The sequence below is a fragment of the Caldicellulosiruptor obsidiansis OB47 genome (assembly GCF_000145215.1).
Classification (GTDB): domain Bacteria; phylum Bacillota; class Thermoanaerobacteria; order Caldicellulosiruptorales; family Caldicellulosiruptoraceae; genus Caldicellulosiruptor; species Caldicellulosiruptor obsidiansis.
Window position 1 is genome coordinate 2,002,653 of sequence record NC_014392.1, and the last position, 20,710, is coordinate 2,023,362.

The 20,710-nt window shown below is 35.6% G+C and carries 15 protein-coding genes; 3 read left to right on the forward strand and 12 right to left on the reverse strand.

Going from position 1 to position 20,710, the window contains the following annotated elements; genetic code table 11:
• Nucleotides 1–132 precede the first annotated feature (132 nt).
• Genes COB47_RS09315 through COB47_RS09325 form a run of 3 tightly spaced genes read left to right on the forward strand, consistent with a single transcriptional unit; the run spans nucleotide 133 to nucleotide 5,034 of the window.
• Entirely contained in the window at nucleotides 133–3,252 is a 3,120-nt protein-coding gene (locus COB47_RS09315; RefSeq protein WP_013291125.1) for a glycosyl hydrolase, read from the forward strand.
• Nucleotides 3,253–3,288: 36 nt separating this feature from the next.
• On the forward strand, nucleotides 3,289–4,014 hold the full coding sequence (locus COB47_RS09320) for an SGNH/GDSL hydrolase family protein (RefSeq protein ID WP_013291126.1): 726 nt from the start codon (nucleotides 3,289–3,291) through the stop codon (nucleotides 4,012–4,014).
• Between the two features lie 30 nt (nucleotides 4,015–4,044).
• Entirely contained in the window at nucleotides 4,045–5,034 is a 990-nt protein-coding gene (locus COB47_RS09325) for a Gfo/Idh/MocA family protein (RefSeq protein ID WP_013291127.1), read from the forward strand.
• A 67-nt stretch (nucleotides 5,035–5,101) separates the two neighbouring features.
• On the opposite strand, the gene COB47_RS09330 is transcribed toward COB47_RS09325, so the two are convergent.
• From COB47_RS09330 to COB47_RS09380, 12 genes are all read right to left on the reverse strand, one after another.
• Nucleotides 5,102–6,316 carry a Gfo/Idh/MocA family protein gene (locus tag COB47_RS09330; RefSeq protein ID WP_013291128.1) on the reverse strand — a complete coding sequence of 405 codons (1,215 nt, stop codon included), beginning with the start codon at nucleotides 6,314–6,316 and terminating at the stop codon, nucleotides 5,102–5,104.
• A 27-nt stretch (nucleotides 6,317–6,343) separates the two neighbouring features.
• Nucleotides 6,344–7,432 carry a zinc-binding dehydrogenase gene (locus tag COB47_RS09335; RefSeq protein WP_013291129.1) on the reverse strand — a complete coding sequence of 363 codons (1,089 nt, stop codon included), beginning with the start codon at nucleotides 7,430–7,432 and terminating at the stop codon, nucleotides 6,344–6,346.
• 13 nt (nucleotides 7,433–7,445) lie between these two features.
• Nucleotides 7,446–9,233: an FAD-binding protein gene (locus tag COB47_RS09340; RefSeq protein WP_148217797.1), complete on the reverse strand. Its 1,788-nt coding sequence runs from the start codon at nucleotides 9,231–9,233 to the stop codon at nucleotides 7,446–7,448.
• 2 nt (nucleotides 9,234–9,235) lie between these two features.
• Complete coding sequence (locus COB47_RS09345) at nucleotides 9,236–10,381, reverse strand: 4Fe-4S binding protein (protein WP_013291131.1); 1,146 nt, start codon at nucleotides 10,379–10,381, stop codon at nucleotides 9,236–9,238.
• Between the two features lie 311 nt (nucleotides 10,382–10,692).
• Nucleotides 10,693–10,956 (reverse strand): hypothetical protein, encoded by a 264-nt coding sequence (locus COB47_RS09350; RefSeq protein WP_041742521.1) that lies wholly within the window; start codon nucleotides 10,954–10,956, stop codon nucleotides 10,693–10,695.
• A gap of 237 nt (nucleotides 10,957–11,193) precedes the next feature.
• Entirely contained in the window at nucleotides 11,194–12,345 is a 1,152-nt protein-coding gene (locus tag COB47_RS09355) for a DUF2264 domain-containing protein (protein WP_013291132.1), read from the reverse strand.
• A 29-nt stretch (nucleotides 12,346–12,374) separates the two neighbouring features.
• On the reverse strand, nucleotides 12,375–12,800 hold the full coding sequence (locus COB47_RS12375) for a glycoside hydrolase family 88 protein (RefSeq protein WP_202795068.1): 426 nt from the start codon (nucleotides 12,798–12,800) through the stop codon (nucleotides 12,375–12,377).
• A 21-nt stretch (nucleotides 12,801–12,821) separates the two neighbouring features.
• Complete coding sequence (locus COB47_RS12380; protein WP_202795069.1) at nucleotides 12,822–13,562, reverse strand: glycoside hydrolase family 88 protein; 741 nt, start codon at nucleotides 13,560–13,562, stop codon at nucleotides 12,822–12,824.
• A 2-nt stretch (nucleotides 13,563–13,564) separates the two neighbouring features.
• On the reverse strand, nucleotides 13,565–15,361 hold the full coding sequence (gene uidA / locus COB47_RS09365) for a beta-glucuronidase (protein ID WP_013291133.1): 1,797 nt from the start codon (nucleotides 15,359–15,361) through the stop codon (nucleotides 13,565–13,567).
• Nucleotides 15,362–15,459: 98 nt separating this feature from the next.
• Nucleotides 15,460–18,057, reverse strand: coding sequence for an exo-rhamnogalacturonan lyase family protein (locus COB47_RS09370; RefSeq protein WP_013291134.1), 2,598 nt, complete (start codon nucleotides 18,055–18,057; stop codon nucleotides 15,460–15,462).
• A 108-nt stretch (nucleotides 18,058–18,165) separates the two neighbouring features.
• Entirely contained in the window at nucleotides 18,166–19,611 is a 1,446-nt protein-coding gene (locus tag COB47_RS09375) for an extracellular solute-binding protein (protein ID WP_237698894.1), read from the reverse strand.
• A 189-nt stretch (nucleotides 19,612–19,800) separates the two neighbouring features.
• Nucleotides 19,801–20,679, reverse strand: coding sequence for a carbohydrate ABC transporter permease (locus tag COB47_RS09380; protein ID WP_013291135.1), 879 nt, complete (start codon nucleotides 20,677–20,679; stop codon nucleotides 19,801–19,803).
• Nucleotides 20,680–20,710: the final 31 nt, after the last annotated feature.

Genomic DNA, 20,710 nt, shown 5'->3' on the forward strand with positions numbered 1-20,710 from the left:
GCATAATGTTTTTGTTTTGTTTAATTCTATGTTGATTGTATTTAACTTGTGGAGTATAATTAAGAATATAATTAATCAAAAAACAAAATAAATAAAATTTAATGCAAATTTCTCTACTTGGGAGTGAAAGAAATGAATATTAACTTCAAAATAAAACCATTCTGGTTTTGGAACGGAAAAATAAATAATGATGAAATAGCAGAGCAAATAGCTCAGATGCATGAAAAAGGAATTGGCGGGTTCTTCATCCATCCACGTCAAGGTCTTGAAATACCCTACCTTTCTCATGAGTGGTTTGAAAAGGTTTCTGTTGCAATTGAATGTGCAAAAAAATATAACATGGAAGTGTGGCTTTATGATGAATATCCTTATCCGAGTGGAATTTCAGCTGGTGAAGTAATTGCTCAGCATCCTGAATATCAAGCTTTTATATTAGATTATAAGATTGTCGATGCAAAAGGTAATGAAGAGATTTGCATTGAAATTCCCATGAGCGAAGTTTTACTGGCAAGAGCTTATAAAGTAAGAAATAATGCTATAATATGGAATGAATACATAGACTTGATTGATAATATCGGTATAATCTACAAAGAACACATTTACCAAGAAAGTGGACTTACATTTTACAATAGAAAAAGATACTTTGTTGGAGATAATGCAAAAGTTCTCAAATGGAAAGCACCAAAAGGAGAGTGGAAAATATTTTTGTTTTACCAATATCCATTGAAAAACTTCAAATACTTTGGAACATTTATTGATCCTTTAAATAAAGATGCGGTAAAATTGTTTATTCAAACAACTCATGAAAAGTACAAAAAACATTTAGGACATGAATTTGGAAAAACAATCAAAGGAATTTTTACAGATGAAACAGCTCCAGTTTCCGTAAAACTTCCCTGGTCAAAACTGCTTCCTAAGCTTTTTGAGCAAACATATGGAGAAAATCTTATTGAGAAACTACCCCAAATTATTTGTTTAGATATATTTGATACAGCCGGTTCAAAAATTAAGTATCAGTTTTGGAAGCTTGTTGTGGATACATTTATTGAAAGCTACGACAAACAAATCCTTGAATGGTGCCACCAGAACAATCTTTTGTATGTGGGTGAAAAGCCAATTTTGAGAAGCTCACAATTAGCCTTTATGGATATTCCTGGAATAGACGCAGGACATCAAAAGGCTGGTGACATTCCCCAGGTTGTATCTGAAAACTACAGAGCAAATCCAAAGATAGCATCATCTGCCGCTCACTTTTATAAAAAGGAAAGGGTTTTGTGTGAATGCTTTCACAGTATTGGCTGGAGCATGACAATGCAAGATATGAAATGGATCTTTGACTGGCTAATACTGCAGGGAATAGATATGTTTGTCCCCCATGCCTTTTATTATAGTGCAGATGGACTTAAAAAGCATGATGCTCCACCTTCAGCCTTTTTCCAGATGCCATGGTGGAAACATCAAAAAGCAATGTCTGAGTATGTGGAAAACATTATAAAAATGATTAAAAATTGCAAAAGAAAAGTTGATGTACTTGTAGTAGACCCAATTACAAGCCAGTGGACTTGTTTTAACGACAGAAAAGTAAAAGAAAAGATTTCAAAGGATTTCTGTAGAATTCAACAAATTCTCTTAGAAGAAAATGTAGACTACTATGTGATTGACCAGTCATTAGTGGGGAGTTTGGAATGCAGGAATCAGAAAATCTATTATGACAATGAAAAATTTGAATTATTGATCATTCCACCTGTGACCAATTTAGAAAAAGAGGCTTACATGAAGATAAAAGATCTAATATTGAAAGGATGCAAAGTTGTATTTATTGGCTGTTTGCCATTCCAAAACATCGAAGATTTTGATGTTGCCAAAGATATTAGCAATTTTCTTGGAGTAAATCCTATGGACATCGCAAAGGCATATACAACAGATTCTAAATTGAACAATACAGTATTTCTTAACAGTTGTATCTTCATTGGTAATATAGAAGATTTAGCAACAAAAATTGACAAGATTTGTAAAAAGCCTGTAAGTGTATCATATGAATCTTCTAATGACCGTGGTATTCTCTGTGTTTACTTTGAGAACACAGAACATGACTTTTTATTTATTATAAACCCAACTAATGAAAAGAAGATCTGCAAGGTACACTTGAATTTCAATGCTGATGAGATAAATAAAATTTATTCGGTGCCTTTGACATCGCAAGATTCCGAAGAGGAAATAAATTTTGAAAATTCTTCAGAAAAAAAACAAATGGTTTTTTCCATGGATTTTGAGCCTTTTCAATCGTATTTAATTAAATTAGAAAAAAGCTGTGTTAAGAAAAATAACCACAAAAATAATATTGAAAAGAGAGCTTTTCAATACAAAATATCTCTTGAAGATCCCTGGAAATTTTCAATTGAGAGTTTAAATCCCTTAAGGCTTGGCAGATGGAATTTAAAATTGAATTTCAACAACGAAAATGAACAGTACTCAGTCACTTCAAAAATTCCAGTTGCCCCAAAACCGATAATTGACCAATTGGAAGAAGCAAAAATTGCAGTACCAATAAAAACAAAAAGTTTCTTTGGATGTCCAAAAGAAATAACGTTGCCAAGCTTTGAGGCAATATACACGACTCCATTTTTTGTAGATGCTAGAGACCAAAAATTCTGGCTTGTGATTGAAGATGAAAGTATAAAAGGTGAATGGTTTATACTTTTGAATGGTTACACTATTTTACCAAAAGATTTTGTACCTAAAAGATTTTATTCTCATACTAATTTGGCATATGACATTAGCAACTTAATTAAATTGGGGGAAAATCAGCTTTCTGTATGTGTAAAGATTAGCAAATCATTTGATGGACTTCTTACACCCATTTATATTTTCAGCATGGCAGGTGTATTTAAACTAAATGACAGCTGGCATATAGGCAAACTTCCAACTCAAGGCTGCTTTGGTAAAGATATTGAAAATGGCATTCCTTTTTATGCTGGTTTTATAAAGTACGAAAAAGATCTTCAAATGCCGTCTTTGGAAAGTGGTTTTGTAGAATTCTTTATCGAAGATAACATAGATCGGTGCGTAAGTCTTTATATAAATGATGAATTTATAGGTACAAGGTGCTGGCAGCCTTATAGGTGGAAGGTAGCTTCTGATTTACTTTCTTCAAAGAAGATAAAATTTACACTTGAAGTGTCAACTTCAATGCTACAGCTTTTTGAAGGTGAAGTGATTGAACCAAAAATGCATAAAATTAAAACAATATGAAACTTGTCAATATAAAGACTGGAGGCAGATTCGGGAATGATGCGTATTGTAGAAAAAATCAGACAAAAAAATGATAATTATCACTTCAGTCCAATACCTACAATTGTCTTTTTAGGAGACAGTGTAACCCACGGTTGTTTTGAGGTTATTGAAGGAACAAAAAGAACATTAGAAGTTGTGTGTGATTTTGAAGCTGTTTATCACAATCAATTTAAAAAAATCTTATCAATGGTATTTCCGTTTGCTCAGATTAATATAGTTAACGCAGGCATAAGCGGTGATACAGCACAAGGTGGCTCGCAAAGACTTGAAAGAGACGTTTTAAGGTTTAACCCCGACCTTGTGGTAGTTTGTTATGGATTAAATGATAGCAATAAAGGAAAAGAGTATTTGAATGAATATTTAGAAGGTTTAGCAAAAATATTTTTAGAACTTAAGAAGAATGATATCGAAGTAATCTTTTTAACTCCCAATATGAAAAACACTTATATTTCACCAGCTATAAAGAGTTTGCCTTTGATTGAGATGGCAAAATTAAATATGGAAAGTCAGATCAATGGAACGTTAGACCTTTACATAGATTCAGCTAAAGAGTTTTGCCAAAAGGAAAAGATTGTAGTTTGTGATTGTTATCAAAAATGGAAGAAACTTTACTACAGTGGGGTTGATACAACAAATCTCCTTTCAAATTTTATAAATCACCCCAGTCGCCCGATGCACAAGCTCTTTGCATGGTCATTATTTGAGACAATTATGTTTTAAAAAATTTAAATGAAAGGTGTGAGATTTTAAATGAAAATTTGCATAGTAGGCAGTAGTGGACACTATGTATATGCTTTAAGAGGAATAAAAGAAGACCCTGATGCCAAAATTGTGGGAATTTCCCCTGGATGTGAAGGAGAGAATATAGAAAAATTATTTTCTCAAGTAAATGAGATGGGATTTGCTCCTGAGGTCTATAGCAATCCTATAAGGATGTTTGAAGAACTCAAACCTGACATTGCTGTGATTAATACATTTTTTTATAAAAATTCTAAGCTTGCAATTGAAGCTATGAAAAGAGGAATTCACGTATATGTTGAAAAACCTGTTGCACTATCAATCGAAGAACTTGAAGAACTAAAGAGTGTGTGGAAGCAAACAAAAGTAAAACTTTCGTCAATGCTGGGATTGCGGTATACACCCCATTTTTGGACAGCTTATAAACTTATAAAAGAAAATAAGATAGGCGAAATCAGACTTTTACATGCTCAAAAATCTTATAAGCTTGGAAATAGACCCGACTTTTACAAGCAGAGAAGAACATATGGCGGAACAATTCCCTGGGTTGGTATTCATGCCATCGATTGGATTTATTGGCTGAGTGGCAAGAAATTTAAATTGGTCTTTGCAAGACATTCAAGACTTTACAATAATGATCATGGTGAGCTTGAAACTACTGCTTTTTGTAGTTTTTTGATGGAAGATGAAATTTTAGCAACGGTGAACATTGATTATTTACGTCCTGCTACTGCTCCTACTCATGATGATGACAGAGTTAGAATTGTGGGGACAAAAGGAATTCTTGAAGTTTTAAACGGAAAAGTTTACCTGCTAAATGATACAACTAAAGAAGTCACAGAAGTCTCCCTAGAAAAACCACCTATTGTGTTTTTAGATTTCTTAAATGAAGTAAGAGGTACAGAGAAGTGCTTAGTAAGTAGCGAAGATAGCTTTTACGTGACCCTGGCTTCGCTTTTAGCAAGGCAGTCTGCTGACGAGGGAAAGGTGATTGAATTTTAAAATTGACATAAAAAGACCTCCCTATAAACAATTCCAAGGAGGTCTCTTTTTCTTTTGAGTTCTTTAATCACTTCTCTCTAAACATATTGAATTTCTTATAATTTGTTAAATCAAAAGGTTCTGTCTCCTTGCCCCACGGCACTCCTATTTCTGAAAAAAGCTTTTTACTTTCAGCCGCCTCATCTATAATTTCTTTGATATTTTTGATATAGGTACATATCTTCCCATTTTCACTGTTAATCTCTAAATACTCATCTGGAATATCGAAAATTCTTTTAGACGACTCAAAAGCCCCGTTTGATGCCAATACAAAATTGCGGGTTATTTCCAGCGGACAATAAAGCTGTTTACCTTCAAATAAATGTTCTACCATATTTACATACATATTGACAAACAAATCTTCTTTGCCACCATCAAATTCTTCAACAGAACCATCACAATACTCAATCTTAAATCTATTAGAAAACCACCAATTCGCTTTAGCCTTTTCAGCTTCAATAATTATAAATGGAGATTCTTCATCTCTATTGCAAAGGGTCGAGTAAAAATATACTTCTGTGCCTCCATGAGTAATTATTCTCACACATGCTGTGTCTTCACCTTCAATTTTATGACCATGATAAAGCTCTGCTTGAACATGTGCAGGAACTCCTCCACCTGGTTGAGCTGTTTCAGCAATAATTAGTTCATTGTTTAAAAGATGTGCAAGAGGATTGTTTATTGTTCCATCCAAGACATAGTTGCCATCAACAACGAGTTTACCAGCCCATGCATTTCTTTGATAATAGCTTTCATCCCTTTTCCAACGTCCAACACCAACAATTGATTTTATTCTACCAAGTCGGCCTTCTTTTATATACTCAAGAAGTTTTCTAAATGCTTTACCTGAAGTGTTTTGAAAGTTCACACTACAAACCCTATTTGTTTTTCTCTTTGTCTCAATTATAGCGTCAATATCTTGAATTGTCACAGCAGGCGGCTTTTCAAGCAGGACATTAAAACCTCTTTTCATTGCATCAATTGCCATTGGAGCATGTAGGTGTATGGGTGTTGAGATGGCAACAAAATCTAAGTCTTTGTGGTTTTCAAGCATTAATCTATAATCCTGATAATACTCAACACCTCGAGAAGTCAATCTATCTATCACTTCTTTATTTTTTTCGTAGCTTGTTGCAACAATTGCCTTCAAGTCAACCATCTTTCCCTGGAGCTGTTCTATTGACCGTAAGTGTATACTCCCAAATCCACTAATTCCAATGAGACCAACCTTTGCAATCTTCAAGACTGTATGCCCCCTTTTAAATTATCTTCATGGCTTCAGAACAGATTTTATTGTATTTCTGTTTCCCATATCCTCAAGTGCTTTTGTCGCATCAGTCAATTTATAAATATTCGTAACCATTTTTTTAAAAAGTTTTTTATTTTGTAACACCACATTAACTGCCATATTTAAATGTTTTGTATCACTGACCCATACTCCTTGATATCTTAAATTTTTCCTTACAATGTCATAATAACAGTCAAGTGTAACGCTGCCGTTTGGATCACCAAAACCAAGTGATAAGTAACTTCCACCATTTCGCACAAGTTTTATTCCCTCACTTACTGCTGATGGATGTCCCACAGCTTCAATTGCCAAATCGACTCCACGCCCATTTGTGATATCCATTATTATTTCCTGTCTTTGCTGAACTGTAGTTGAATTTCTATCAAGCACATGCGTTGCCCCAAATTCCTCACACATTTTAAGTCTTTCTTTTGTGCCGCCAATCACAATTATACTTCTTGCTCCTTTGAGTTTTGCAAAAATAATCGCATAAATCCCTATAGGACCTGGTCCTTGAATTAGAACACTGTCACCAAAATCAGGTGAAACAATGTCAAAAGCGTGAGCACATGTTGCGCCAGAACATGAGGCAGAAACTAAAACTTCTGGCTCAACATTTTCTTTTATTTTAAGAACCTTTGTATTTTTGTGAAGATAAATATATTCTGAATAACATCCTCTCAAATATGGGGGCTCTGCGCAGCTAACACTTATACCATATGTCCATCTGTGCGGACACAGATAGCTTTCTTTTTTGACAGCACAAAAGTAGCACTTGCCACACACAACACCCCTGTCCCAAATTATCAAATCCCCCTCCTGAATCTTCTCGCCATTTATATCACGCCACTGACCTGAAATAGCATACACACGCCCAACACCTTCGTGGCCTAAAATCATAGGAAGTTTTGTGCGCGGGTCATTTCCTTTGAACATATGCACATCAGAGCCACAAACACCTGCTGCTTCTATCTTTACTAAAAGTTCTCCATCAGTTGGAGACATTAATTCAAACTCTTTCATCTTCAATGGCTTGTTAAACTCTTCTAAAACCATTGCATAAGCTTTCATTCTTGTTTTCCCCCTACGCTTTTGGTTTTACCGGTTGCATTGGAAAGACTTCAATTTGATTGGTATCTTTATTTAGTCTGCATACATGATATACATTGTATCTTTCATCTCTTGGCTTTGGCCACAAACCGCTGTAATTTTCGAACATCAAGTGCGGTCCTCTGCTTTCATCTCTTAAAATACAGCTCTTTACCACTGCTTCTGCACACAAAAGCATGCTTTTTAGCTCTAAAAGATATTCATACTCAACAGGCTTGACTTTTCTTGTTTTCAACTCCTCAATTTTTATAAGCGCTTTTTGAAGTCCATCTTGATATCGTACAACACTTGCATACAAGTCCATAACACTATTTAGTTCTGAGATGGCTTTTTCTAAATCAATGCCATCTGCAGCTACATAGCTTTTATAGCTTTCAAACAAGCGGTTTGCTACCAAAATTGCAGATTCCTCATCAATTGAAGTGTTTAAAGCAAATTCAAAGCTACTTTCTCCTGCTATTTTGCCAAAAACTTGAGTATCCAAAAGTGCATTGCCACCTGGTCTGTTTGCCCCATGCTGCCCTCCTGCACACTCGCCACAGGCATACAAGCCCTCAACAGTTGTATTTGCTTTTTCTCTAATTTTTACACCACCCTGAAAATGCTGAATTGATGGCCCAATTTCTAGCATTTGGTTTCTAAGGTCAATTCCCCTCTTCAAGAACCACTCAACAGTCTGAGGATTTATTTCACACAGTCTTTCATATGGAGTAGATCTTTTATTTGTAAGATTTTTAATTTCTGAGTAATATCTTTGTTTTAAGTCTTCTCTTAGGTGTTCAAATTCAAAACCTTCTGGATTTTGAGTAAAGTCTAAAAACACTTTACCCCCACGGGCAATCTCTCTGAACACTGCAATGTCTATCAAACATGTCTTATGCTCGTAGCTTATTGGCCATGTTGCTCCTTTTTCAAATACATCATTGTATGTAATAGGATAATTTATCAAAAATTCTTCTCCTTTTTCATTTACAAACCTGGGGACACATCTCATTATACTTCCCGAACATGCAAGTTTTGTTTTGGGGGATGAAAGACCTATCTGGATAAACTCCATGTTTACAAGCTGGGCTCCTGCACGAAGTGCCATTGCGTAACCATCACCAGTCATTCGTGGCGGAAACACATTATTCTTATAAATACTTCCTGCCCCGCCTGTTGCAAGCACAACTGCTTTTGCAAGAATTATTACATTTTGAGCACCCCTAAAACCAACTGCCCCACAAACTTTGTTGTCAATTACAATCAAATCGCTTATCATTACATCCTCTAAAACTTCAATCTCTTTTATGTTACTAAGCCTTCTAATCAGAGCCTTTTCTATTTGAACAGCAGTATCAGGACCTGTAAAACATGCACGCGCATATATAGAACCATCTGTAACAAATTGGACAGGTATCCCATTTTCTTTTACAAAGGGAACACCGAGATTATCTAAGTAAAAGTAAGCATCAGCTGAGTTTTTTGCTAAAATCTCAGCCAAGTCATAATCAGAAACAAGTCCGCCAATCTCATATATATCTTTTGCATGATATTTCCAGTTATCTTCACCTTTAGGCTCAGTTGTAGGAAGTGTGACATGGAATGCCATTCTATCAGAGTATGCAAGAGCAGTTGTTCCACAACTTCCCAGTTTGCCTTTTACTGTTAATAAAACTTTAACTTTATTTCCTGTTTCATAAGCCTTTTCACATGCAGCAATTGCTGCCCTCAAACCTGCACCGCCACCACCTATTACCAGTATATCTGTTTTATATATCACTTTCAAACTTCACCTCTTTTTACCATTGAAATTGCCTTGACTGGACAAAGTTCCGCACAAAGACCACAGCCATCGCAGTTCTGATTTACCTTAAACTTTCCGTCATCCTTTTCAATTGCATCATATATGCATACTGTGAAGCACTTGCCACATGATGTGCATTTCTCTTTGTTAATCTTAGCAACTGCCCAATGTGTTCTGTCAACAGAGTCCATGTCAAGAATTCTGCTGCACACCTTTCCTTTAAAATCATCAATCGTGTTGTAACCTTTTCTCTCCATATACTCTTCTAAATATTTGTTTATCTTATTTATAACTCCATAGCCATTCAAAATTACAGTTGTACAAACTTGAACAGCAGATGCTCCTGCCAGTATGTATTTGACTACATCCTCACCGTTCATAGCACCGCCACTTGCACTGATACTACATTTTACCTTTGGGGCTACAGCGCTTATCCACCTCAAACCATACATAATCGCCCACGGACCTCCATGCCCTGCATAACCACCGTGCAAAATGGGAGCTTCTTTTTCTATATCAATGTCAAGCCCTGTGAATCTATTAAACATTACAAGCCCGTCTGCTCCTGCTTGATCAAGTCTTAAGGCATCAGAGCCTGGATTTGTAGATTGAGGAGTCATTTTTGGTATCACAGGTATTTTTACATTGCTTTTGACAAGTTTTGTTGTATGGACCATCTCTTCAATTACATCCATACCAGACATTATATGAACACCGTGCGGGCAAGATAAATTTAACTCTATTGCATCAGCTCCTGCTTGTTCCATAAGCTTACTATACTCAAGCCATGCATCATCTGTGTAGCAGTTTATACTTGCAATAACTGGAATGCTTAGTTTTTGTTTTGCTTTGAATATAAATTCAGCATATTCTTGTGGATTTAATTCGCTTGCCTGTTCATATGAGTAAAGCGTAAATGTGTTTTCATGCTTGACTATTTTAAATCGTGGAGTGGGGGCAATTCTGCACACTTCTTTTTGAAAAAGACTTTTTGTCACAACAGCACCAGCACCGTTTTCTTCGCATCTTTGAAGCCTCTCCACAGTTCCAGTAATCCCAGCAGATGCAACAATTACAGGTGTTCTTAAAGTCAGCTTTGCATACGTCGTTGATAGGTTTGGCATTTTTTAAAACCTCCTCTAATTAAATTGATTTTAATAAAAGTAAGGAGTGGAAAAGCCACTCCTTTCTAAGGTTTTAACCAAAACATCTACATTTTTCTCCTTTCCTATTATTAATTTTACAAACATCTCATCATAGAAAGTATTAACATTCTGCTTCCACTGAACTCACTTGCTCTGTTCCAGAACTTCAATATCTGCCCCTCTTTAATACGGGATTTTCACAAACCAATATCGAAAATTTTTGTTTACCCTGATAGCTCATAGTATAAGTCTGCAGTGAACTTACCGCTGAATTCCAAGCAATCACTTTATCATTCAAAATATCTGGTTCTATCTGATTGGTATTTGTATTTTGTATAAATATGGTATTTTTCTAACCAATCCTTCCTAATGGCAGGGCCACGTGTTGAAAATTGCTTCTCTATAATGTCTGGAAAACAATATATCTTTCCATCATCCGTCAACATTTGTTTCTGCCAATCAGGATGCTCTTTCAAGAGCTTTTTAAGATTTGGACAATACTTGTCAACATAATTATTTAAAGGAATTATTACTTTATCTGCTATAGCCTTCATTGGCCCACCATTATAGTTATTGGTTCAGTTCATCTCAATTACATCTGTTAACTTTTGTGAAGCTATCAGTAAATTTAATTGGTCATTGAAAGCACTTGATGGTGGATGAATAAATTTGAAATCTACTATGATTATTTGTTTTTAGGATGATTATATCATTTATCTTTGGAAAAGTCAATGTACTTTCTTGTTTTTGTTTTGCTTGTTGTGGTTTTAATGAAATTTATAGTTCAATAATTAATATTCAATTGCTTTATCTGGTTTAACATTTAGACCTTCCCAAACCTTTTTGTTTGTCCAATCTTCGCAAGGATCTTTCCAAAAAGGATCTGATTGTGGAACCCCCAATGGCAAGAATACGGTTGTACATAGATATAGACTTCCTGTTGAAATATAATCTTCACTTAAAAGTGGTTGAGCGCCAGCTACACCTATTCGTAACCATCCCTTTTCATCAAATACCCCTTTTTTTTCAAATACTTTTTTCAACACAGCAGTAAGCCCACACCTTACCTGTGCTGGTGAAAGCTGAGATGGCAATTTACGATATAAAGAAAGAAGAGCTAATAAATGAAAAACTGCAGTCCTGTAAGTAATGGACCGACCAATTATTGGAAATGTCCCTTCAGGGGATATAAGTCTTTCAAGCACAACTGCATATCTTTGTGCTCTTTCAATAACTTTTGTTTCTAATTCTTTCCATTTGTCATCTTGAGAAGATAGAACTTTAAGAATGTCTATAAGCATAGGGTAAATAACAAAACTATTGTAATAATCCCACCTAAAAAGTGGTCCATCTCCATATACTCCATCGCCTTTGTACCAACCATCCACTGCCTTTAAAATTAAATCAACTTTTGTCTTGTCCCATTCTTCACCTGCAAAAAACATAAATGCTTCTATCATTGCTGAAAACAAAAGCCAGTTACTATAATAAGGTTTTATCTTTCTTGTTTTTTTCATCTCCTCTATTAATCTCTTCCTCACAGATGGATCAATCTGTTCCCAGAGGGATTTAGGTGCTCTTATTATTGCTTGTGCTAAAAATGCTGCATCTACAAGTGGTTGCGCTCCCTCTTCAAAATTCATGTAGTCTCTACAGTCAGGACAAGTTGCTATATCTAATGACTTTCTTGCTAATCTCAAAAGATGTAGTGCTATTTCCCTTTCCCTTATATCTGTACCAGGCATATTAGCATTTAATTCTAAAAAGGGAGAAATCCCACACAGAATTCTTGCAAGCAACTCCAAATGAGTATACTTCTTTCTCTCTTCATTCTTTGCTTCCACAGGCATAGAATTTTTCAATTCATCTTTTGCAAGAAGTTCAAGTGGCATTTCGCATATTTTTTGAAGCGTTATTATCCAATAAAAACGTGTATCATTCATGAAACAATCATCCTTTTTTGAAATATTTTCTACCAATACACGTTCCAATCTTTTACAAGCCTTATTAAGCTTTCAAAAAAGAAATAATCACCCCATATTGTGTGTTCATCCACACCTTCATTTTTTGGCTTATTATAAACGCCATGCAAAAGCAAACCGTCTGAATCCAGATGTTGAGAAGCTAAGTAGTTTGTTGACAACGAAAATACCATATTTTTTACTGCATTTTCATAGTACTCTCTGTGCTCATCACAAAGGGGTATAAACTTTAACATCTTTAATATGCCGCAGATACAAATTGCTGCTGCAGAACTATCTCTCGGCTGCTCGCCTTCTGTGAAAACCAAGTCCCAATAAGGCACGTAGTCCTCTGGCAATCTGTTAAGAAAATAATTTAAAAGTTTCTTTGCAATATCCATGAAAATCCAATCCCGTGTGTACTTGTAACTCAACACAAATCCATATATCCCCCAAGCTTACCCTCTTGCCCAGCATGAACTATCTGAGTACCCTTGATGAGTTGAGCCATACAAAGGCTTACCTGTTTCAACATCAAAATAAAATGTATGGAAGGTTGACGCATCTTCTCTTACTATGTTCTCAGCAGTCCTTTTCGCATGCTTGTGGGCTATCTCAAAAAACTTTTTATCACCTGTTTGGATGCTTGCCCAATACAAAAGCGGAAGGTTCATCAGACAGTCTATTATTATCCTGCCTTTTTGGGCAGGGTCGTCCATAGTACCCCATGCCTGAATTATACCAGGTTTTTCCCAGTACCTCGTACAAAGCTGTTTTGCCGCTTCTATAGCAATGTTTTTAGCTCCTTCATCGCCTGTAACTTTGTAGCATGCAACACACGAAAGAGTATATAAAAATCCAAGGTCGTGGGTATCTATGTGTATCCTACTTTTGAGTCTTTTTTCAAAGCTATCTAAATGCGTTTTTGCCAAATCTTTATATTTGTTCTCACCTGTGAGTTCATATGCAAGCCAAAGCATACCAGTGTAAAATGATGAAGTCCAGTAAATATTATCTACAACGTCATACTTGAGACTTTTACTTGCAGGTGATGGAAACTTCTCACCAAACTTCTCTATCATCTTATCAAGTTTTGAAAGCACCAGTTTAAAAACTTCTTCCACAAAGGCTTTGTTAACTAAAGGTGAATTGCTAAACTTAAGCCTATCTTTTATACATTCATCTTTGATTTTAAGCATTTTTACTCCTCCAACTTCTTGTGCTCCGAATTTTGCCATCTTTCTTTTAGCAAGAAAGCTGCCATTTTGGGCTGTCTTTGCCTTGTAAAAATTCCTTTCCTGTTGCCCATAATCCTTCGAACCTCTTGTTTTGTTGCAAAGTCTGCAAAGTTCCATATGTGCTCGCCTATCACAAAATCCAGCCTGTCAAACACCCTATGATACCTCTTCAGCATCTCACACTGATATTCCTCAGAAAACATCATTGGAGGACTTGAATGAAATCCTGCAATTGTGTCTGCCCCATACTCTGTTATTATCACTGGTTTTTGATAAAGCTCAAACCACCTTTTCAGCTCCTTTTCAAGCTGGAACTCTATTAAATCCAGTCTGCCAGGATCAGAATACCATGAATAGTACCTGTTTACACATATAACATCAACAAGACTTCCCACTTTGGTCTCATCTGGAAAAGAGGATTCAACCAGCGTCACCGGTCTTGTCGGGTCAAGCTTTCTCACCTCATCTATTACTGTTTTGAAATACTCATATGCCCCATCTTCATATGTTGCAGCCTCATTTGCCACACTCCACATAATCACACTTGGATGGTTTTTATCCCTTGCAATAAGTTGTCTTATAACTTCCAAATGATGTTCTAATGTCTTTTGGTTTATTCTTTCAAGAGTAAACACTTTTTCGTTTTTGTTAAAGAAATTCATGCCAACAGCTGGTGCCTCGTCAATTACCAAAAAACCATACTCGTCTGCCAAGTTTAAAATCTCTTCTGCGTAAGGATAATGTGATGTTCTGAATGAGTTTGCTCCTATCCATTTCAGAAGGTTGAAATCTTTCATAGCTATCACAGGGTCGTATCCCTTGCCCCTTATATCACTGTCTTCATGCTTCGCCAAACCTTTAAGATACACTGGCTTACCGTTTAGGTAAAGCCTTTTGTCTTTGACCTCGACAATCCTTATTCCCACAGGAAGATAATATTCATCTGCTATCTTTCCATCGTGTATTAAAGTTACATTTAGTTTGTAAAGATATGGATTTGAAGGATCCCAAAATATGGCATCTTCAACCTCTATCATACCTTCTGACCCTTCGACCTTTGCTATTTGTCTTCCATTTTTGTCATACAAAGCTACTGCTATCTGGCTTTCATCCTTTTTTTCGCCACTTACATTCACCTTGAAGCACACTATACCCTTTTTGCCATCAATCTTGGTCTCAACCTTAATATCCTCAATATATGTTTTGGAAGTTGTGTAGAGCAAAACTGGTCTGTGAATGCCTGAATAGTTGAAAAAGTCAAAAAGATATTCCTGAGTTTTATACCCTTCTGGATGCATTGGGTCATTGTATTCCCTTATAAACCCTGGTGGAAGACAGCTCCAGTCCAAGATGTTGTTTACAACAATTGTAAGTCTGTTCTCACAGCCAATCTGGGCAAATTTATTAATCTCAACTTCAAAAGGTAAAAATCCACCTTTGTTCTGGGCTATCTCCTCTCCATTTAAAAATACTCTTGCGTGATGAGTAGCACTTCCAACTCTCAAAACTATTCTTTTGTCCTTCCAACCTTCAGGTATGTAAAATGTCCTTTCATACCACACATCACCTATGTGGTCTCTTATGCTCTCATCCTGGGTTATGTCGTTATAGCTTGCCGGCACAGGCATTAAAATAGCATCTTCAAGAGGTTTTTCAAACCACCTCTGTTCATATCCTTTGCTCTCCCTGTCAACTTTAAACCTCCATATGCCGCTAAGGTCTTTTACCTCTCTTGTTCTTGTCTCACGTGGATAAAGCATAGCTTGCAAAACCTCCTTCTGTTTTAGAATCAGGATTTTATCTTTCCATAAACCATCTGACCAGATGCTGTCTTCATTAAACTGAAGTATCTCTATCTTTATATTTCATCTCCAATAAATTCAAGTGCGAGCAATGCATTTATTGACCACTGAGAAGCTATATTAGTTGAAATAAAAGGAACTTCAACAACCGGCGCAGGTATAGTGGCTAATTGTAAATTGATACCTCCATCACAAATAAATTTCAGCCATGGATTTTTGTCATAGTCTAAAAACATCTGCCAGATTTCTCTTTTCAATTCAGGAATATTTTTCTTCATTGCTGCAAAGGCAGCCATCCCAATATTAAGCATATTCAACTTAAATCCAAAGTTTGGAACACCCCAGCTTTTTAAAATCTCATTTTTGTTTTCCTTAAATTCGGTATAAAAAAGCCCCTGCTGAGCACACAACTCTTCAAATTCTTTATCTTCAAAATTTTTGGCTATCTCAAGCCAAACCAGTGTGTTCCCAAAACAAAATACAAAATTTGAACCCCCTGTGTATTCAATTGGTTTTACCTGGTTATTTTCAGGGTCATAGTCATATACACCACCCGAAATAAATGCTGCTGGATTTTTTTTTAAAAAGTCCAGTATCTTTATTATCTTTTGTTTATAAATCTCTTCCTGGTACCTTTCCCATCTTACAAACCAATTGGCACAAAAGGTCATAACATCCGGTCCAACCCTTATGTGTACTCTATTTTCAGGATCATTCGTAAAATACGCACGCATAGGATCCATGTGCATAATTTGTTTCTCAATATCTTTTACATCATCCATAAGCTGCCCTATTCTTTCATCGGCAATAAGATAATAGTAATACCTGTGAAGGTATGCCATGCTAATTCTCACTTCTTTGCAACCACATCCCCAATGAATAACATTATGCCTTGAGCCCAGGCCTTTATATTCCCCGAGATGATACACGTCTACTTCTGATGTATGTCTTGTCATTGCCTCAGCCATTTTAAATATATCAAAACGTCCTGTTCTTAAAAACATAAGCCAAAGCCAAATGTTTGGCACAAGCTCCGTGTTCTGCCAAGCATATCCACCAATATCATATTTCCACATGTGTCTTACCATATCATAGCTATGCATAAAATCACCATAGTCCCAAAAACCGTACCATTTTCTCCTCTCAACTTCTTTTAGATAAAAATCGACAATAGCTGTCAGTATTCTTTCAATCTTTTCTTTCTTGGAGTTGCTATTATCCGGTAAATTTAATCCTCCAAATATCTCTGTCTCTTTATACCTTTCAGGGCTACATACAAGAAGAGGAGAAAATCCTTGCATTTTTGCATATTCCAAAAGCTGCCCACTTGTTGGAGCATAATCAAAACAGTACAGCCACAGCTCATTTGTATTAGCTATACCATAGGGAGTACTTCTATACTCATCAAACCCTTCGTATGATGAAGATGCGTATGTACCAAAATCATAATGTCTCAAATCCATAACTTCACCATAAGGTGGCCAAAGCCAAACTGTTAAACTTGCTTCAGAAGAAGTTAAAGCTTTTACCTCAAATCCTGAAGGATATTTTTGCCAAAAATCCTTTAAGGCTACTCCAAGCCCACCATTCTCATCACCAACATATGCAAACCCCATAGCTCTTTTCCCTTCTGTTGCTTTTACAAAACTGCACTGGCAAGATGTACGTTTTTTAATAACATAGTGTTCAGAAGAATCTTGAAAAAGAATAAATTCATCCCACTCTGGAGTATTGTTAATCTCCCTAATATAATGGTGGTCCTCGTCAATATCAAAATCTACCGGTTGTCCATTGACCTGATTTTGAAACATTGTTTTGTATCTCTCTTTTCTGTACACATCTATCAAATTTTTTGGTGACTCACAAAAAAGTCCACTATCCCCTCCAAATCTTACAAATCTATTGTACAGAGGAGAGTGCAAAGGAAGATCAAATTTTAAGCCCAATCCTTTTATAAAATCTTGATGGGGATTTCCGTTGTAAATAAATGTATGAACAATCTTAATTTTATCTGAATTTGCATAGAAATATAATCTCAACTCAAAGGGTAGCCAACCTTGTTTGAGCAAAGAACCATCAAATGTCATCTTGGTATTCCGCAAATGTCTTCCCCACACTTTTATAACACATCTCAAAGGTCCGTGAGACTCTACTTTTGCACCTAATATTTGAGGAATGTATTCTTCTTCAACTTTAGTCTTATATCCTGTAAAATTAGAAATTCTTTCTGTAGCAAAAATTTGCGTGAGATTAGAGCAAATAATCTTTTGTCCTACTTTTAAATATTCAATAATTTTATCTCCAGTTTTGCTAATTTTGCACTCAAGCTTGCCTGTTGTAACGCTAATATGATCTTTGTTTTCATAAACTTCAATCATTGTTTCAAATTTTATTACAGTATCTTCTTCAATACAAGCAAAGACCTCATCAGGTAAATTGGTGTCAAAGAAAGCAGCGTGACTACTCACCTTTACCGACCCATCACCCCAGTATGAAAGTGCCCAGTTTTGAGTAGGAATAATACTTCCATCTTTGCCTCTTATAACAACATTTTTTGTATCTCGTAGCTCCCCTTTTTTCCATGGAATACAAAACGTTGCACCAATATTATTTACCTGTGGTTTTATAAGCCATTTTAGTTTTATTTTTTGCATCTTTCCAAACCTCCAAATTTAATAAGTGTTTTAAAAAAAATCTCGTGCGAAATATTAAAGTATTTCGCACGAGATTACACTTTTCAATAAAATCCAAAGTCATAGTTTTTAAGGATTTAGTATCTTATACAAATCTTCTTTGTAAGGAATGTTCTTTCTATATTGACGATACAATGCATTTACTTCTTTTATAATCTGGTCTCCACCCTGCTTTCTCCAGTTGTCAAGAACTTTCTTGAATCCCTGATCATTGAGCTGACCGGCAATATATTTAACACGTGCATCTTCAATCATATTATCAAGGGTAACACCTCTTTTAATATATGTCTGTGACATAGCTTGCAATGGCAATGCCGGATTTGGCACAAGAATATTGAGTTTTTCATTCAAAGCTTGCATATCTGCTTGTAATTGCAAAAGTGGAGTCATGTATCTTGGTGTACCACCGTTTGTAGGATAAAAATGCAATACCTGGTTAACACCACTTATTTCTCTTGACAGCTCTGCTGGTAAATTTTGAATAGGGTCTATTTTGCCATCAACTAACTTATAATGTCTATTGGGCAATCCATAACCAAACAAATCCTGCATTGTTTTGTCACCAAACTTATCCAAGATTGACATTACTTTTTTGAATGTATTCATGTCTTTTACACTCGTTTTTGAAACCATAAGATATCCTGCATAACCAGCTGTTGGCATATTTCTCAATCCATATTTCGTCTTTACAGCCAATTTAATGTCCATGATATCTGTATCCTTTGCATCTTTTGGAATCAAACCATTCTTAAGAAGACCATTGTAAATTCTGTTTGCAGAATCTATAACATCAATCTTAACACCAGCTTTCCCTTGCGAATAATAATCTTCCCATCTTGCACCAGGAACACTCGGAAAATCATGGTTGAATATCTTTTCTTGATATAATTTACGCCAGAATTTTAAAGCCTCCATATATGCATTGGTCAAGAAAGAAGGAACAAGCTGGCCATTTTTATTCAAACCCCAACCATTTGGTCCACCAAACCATACAACTGCTATATAGAATGGTCCATTATAAGAACATTCATACATTCCGTAAGTATCATTCTTACCATTCTTGTCTGGATCATTGTAAGTAAACTTCTTCAACATATTATACAAATCATCAATAGTTTCAAGCTTAGTGATGCCAACATTTTTAGCCCAATCTTTTCGGTACACAATTCCATTTCTTCCAAGGGTTCTTGAACGAGGAATACCATAAATCTTACCATCAATAGAAGAATTCCACAGAACTATATCAGGAATCGTTCTCAAGTTCTTATATTGCTTTATATAGGGGCCTAATTCCCAAAATGCACCTGCTTTACAAGCAGCAACAAATGAAGCTGAATTATCTGGAACGTATACAACCATTGGTAGTTTTCCACTTGCCAGCATAATATTTAACTTGTCTTTATAACTATCTGCAGGTACCCATGTAAACTCAAGATTAGTTTTTAAATACTCTTCAGCCTTTAAAATAACTGGACTATTTGCTGGTGCTGGTTCTGTACCAAAATATTGTGCCATAATAGTAAGTGTAAACGAATATTTAGATTTCTGTGCTCCAATCCTACCATTGAACTAAATAGTAATCCTAAGATACAGACTCCAACTAAAACTAATTTTAGAAGCTTCTTTATTTTTACCATTATTCAACACCCTCCCGTTTTTTTGAAATTTTAAATTTTTAGTTATTATTTCCTCTACATCCTTACATCACTCCTTCAGTGAGCCAATAAACATACCTTTTATGAAATATTTTTGTAGCCATGGATACAAGAGCATTATTGGCAATGTGGCTACAACAATTACTGCCATTTTAAGAGATTCTTGAGGAGGCTGAAAATTAGGATCAAACTTGGTTAAATCAGAAGTTATTGTGGTAGAAAGCATCACTATCTGTCGTAAAATTAATTGAACAGGCCATTTTTCCTGGTTATTAATATACAAAAGAGCCCCAAACCATGAATTCCAATGCCCAACCCCGTAAAATAAAGCGAAGGTTGCAATAATTGGCTTTGAAAGAGGAAGCACTACCTTCCATAAAATCTGAGCTTCAGTACAGCCGTCAATTCTTGCTGCATCCTCTAAATCCTGCGGCATTTCCTGGAAAAAGTTTTTGACAACAAAGAAATTAAATGGACTTATTGCTCCTGGAAGCCAAAGTGCCCAATAAGAATCTAATAACCCTAAACTTTTAACCAGTAGATATGTAGGAATCATTCCTCCTCCAAACAGCATAGAGAAAATTACTGCATTCAATATAATACTTCTTCCTATAAAGTTCTTTTTTGAAAGTGCATATGCCATTGTAAAAGTAAAGAAAAGATTTACTAAAGTTCCGCCGACTGTAATAATAACACTGTTTATCATACTTCTTAAAAAGTAATTAGATTCAAATATATATTTATAAGCTGCAGTTGTAAAATTATGAGGTATCAAAAAGAAATTTCGTGTTTTTATTTCTGAATCAGGAGCAAACGACGCAGCTAATACATATAAGAAAGGCATTATTGCTATTAGAGCATATATTCCCAGAAAAACATGATTAAATACATCAAAAATAACACTACCTATTGTTTTATTCTGCCTCATTTATTTGCCACCTCTTTTACTTTCTTCTTGT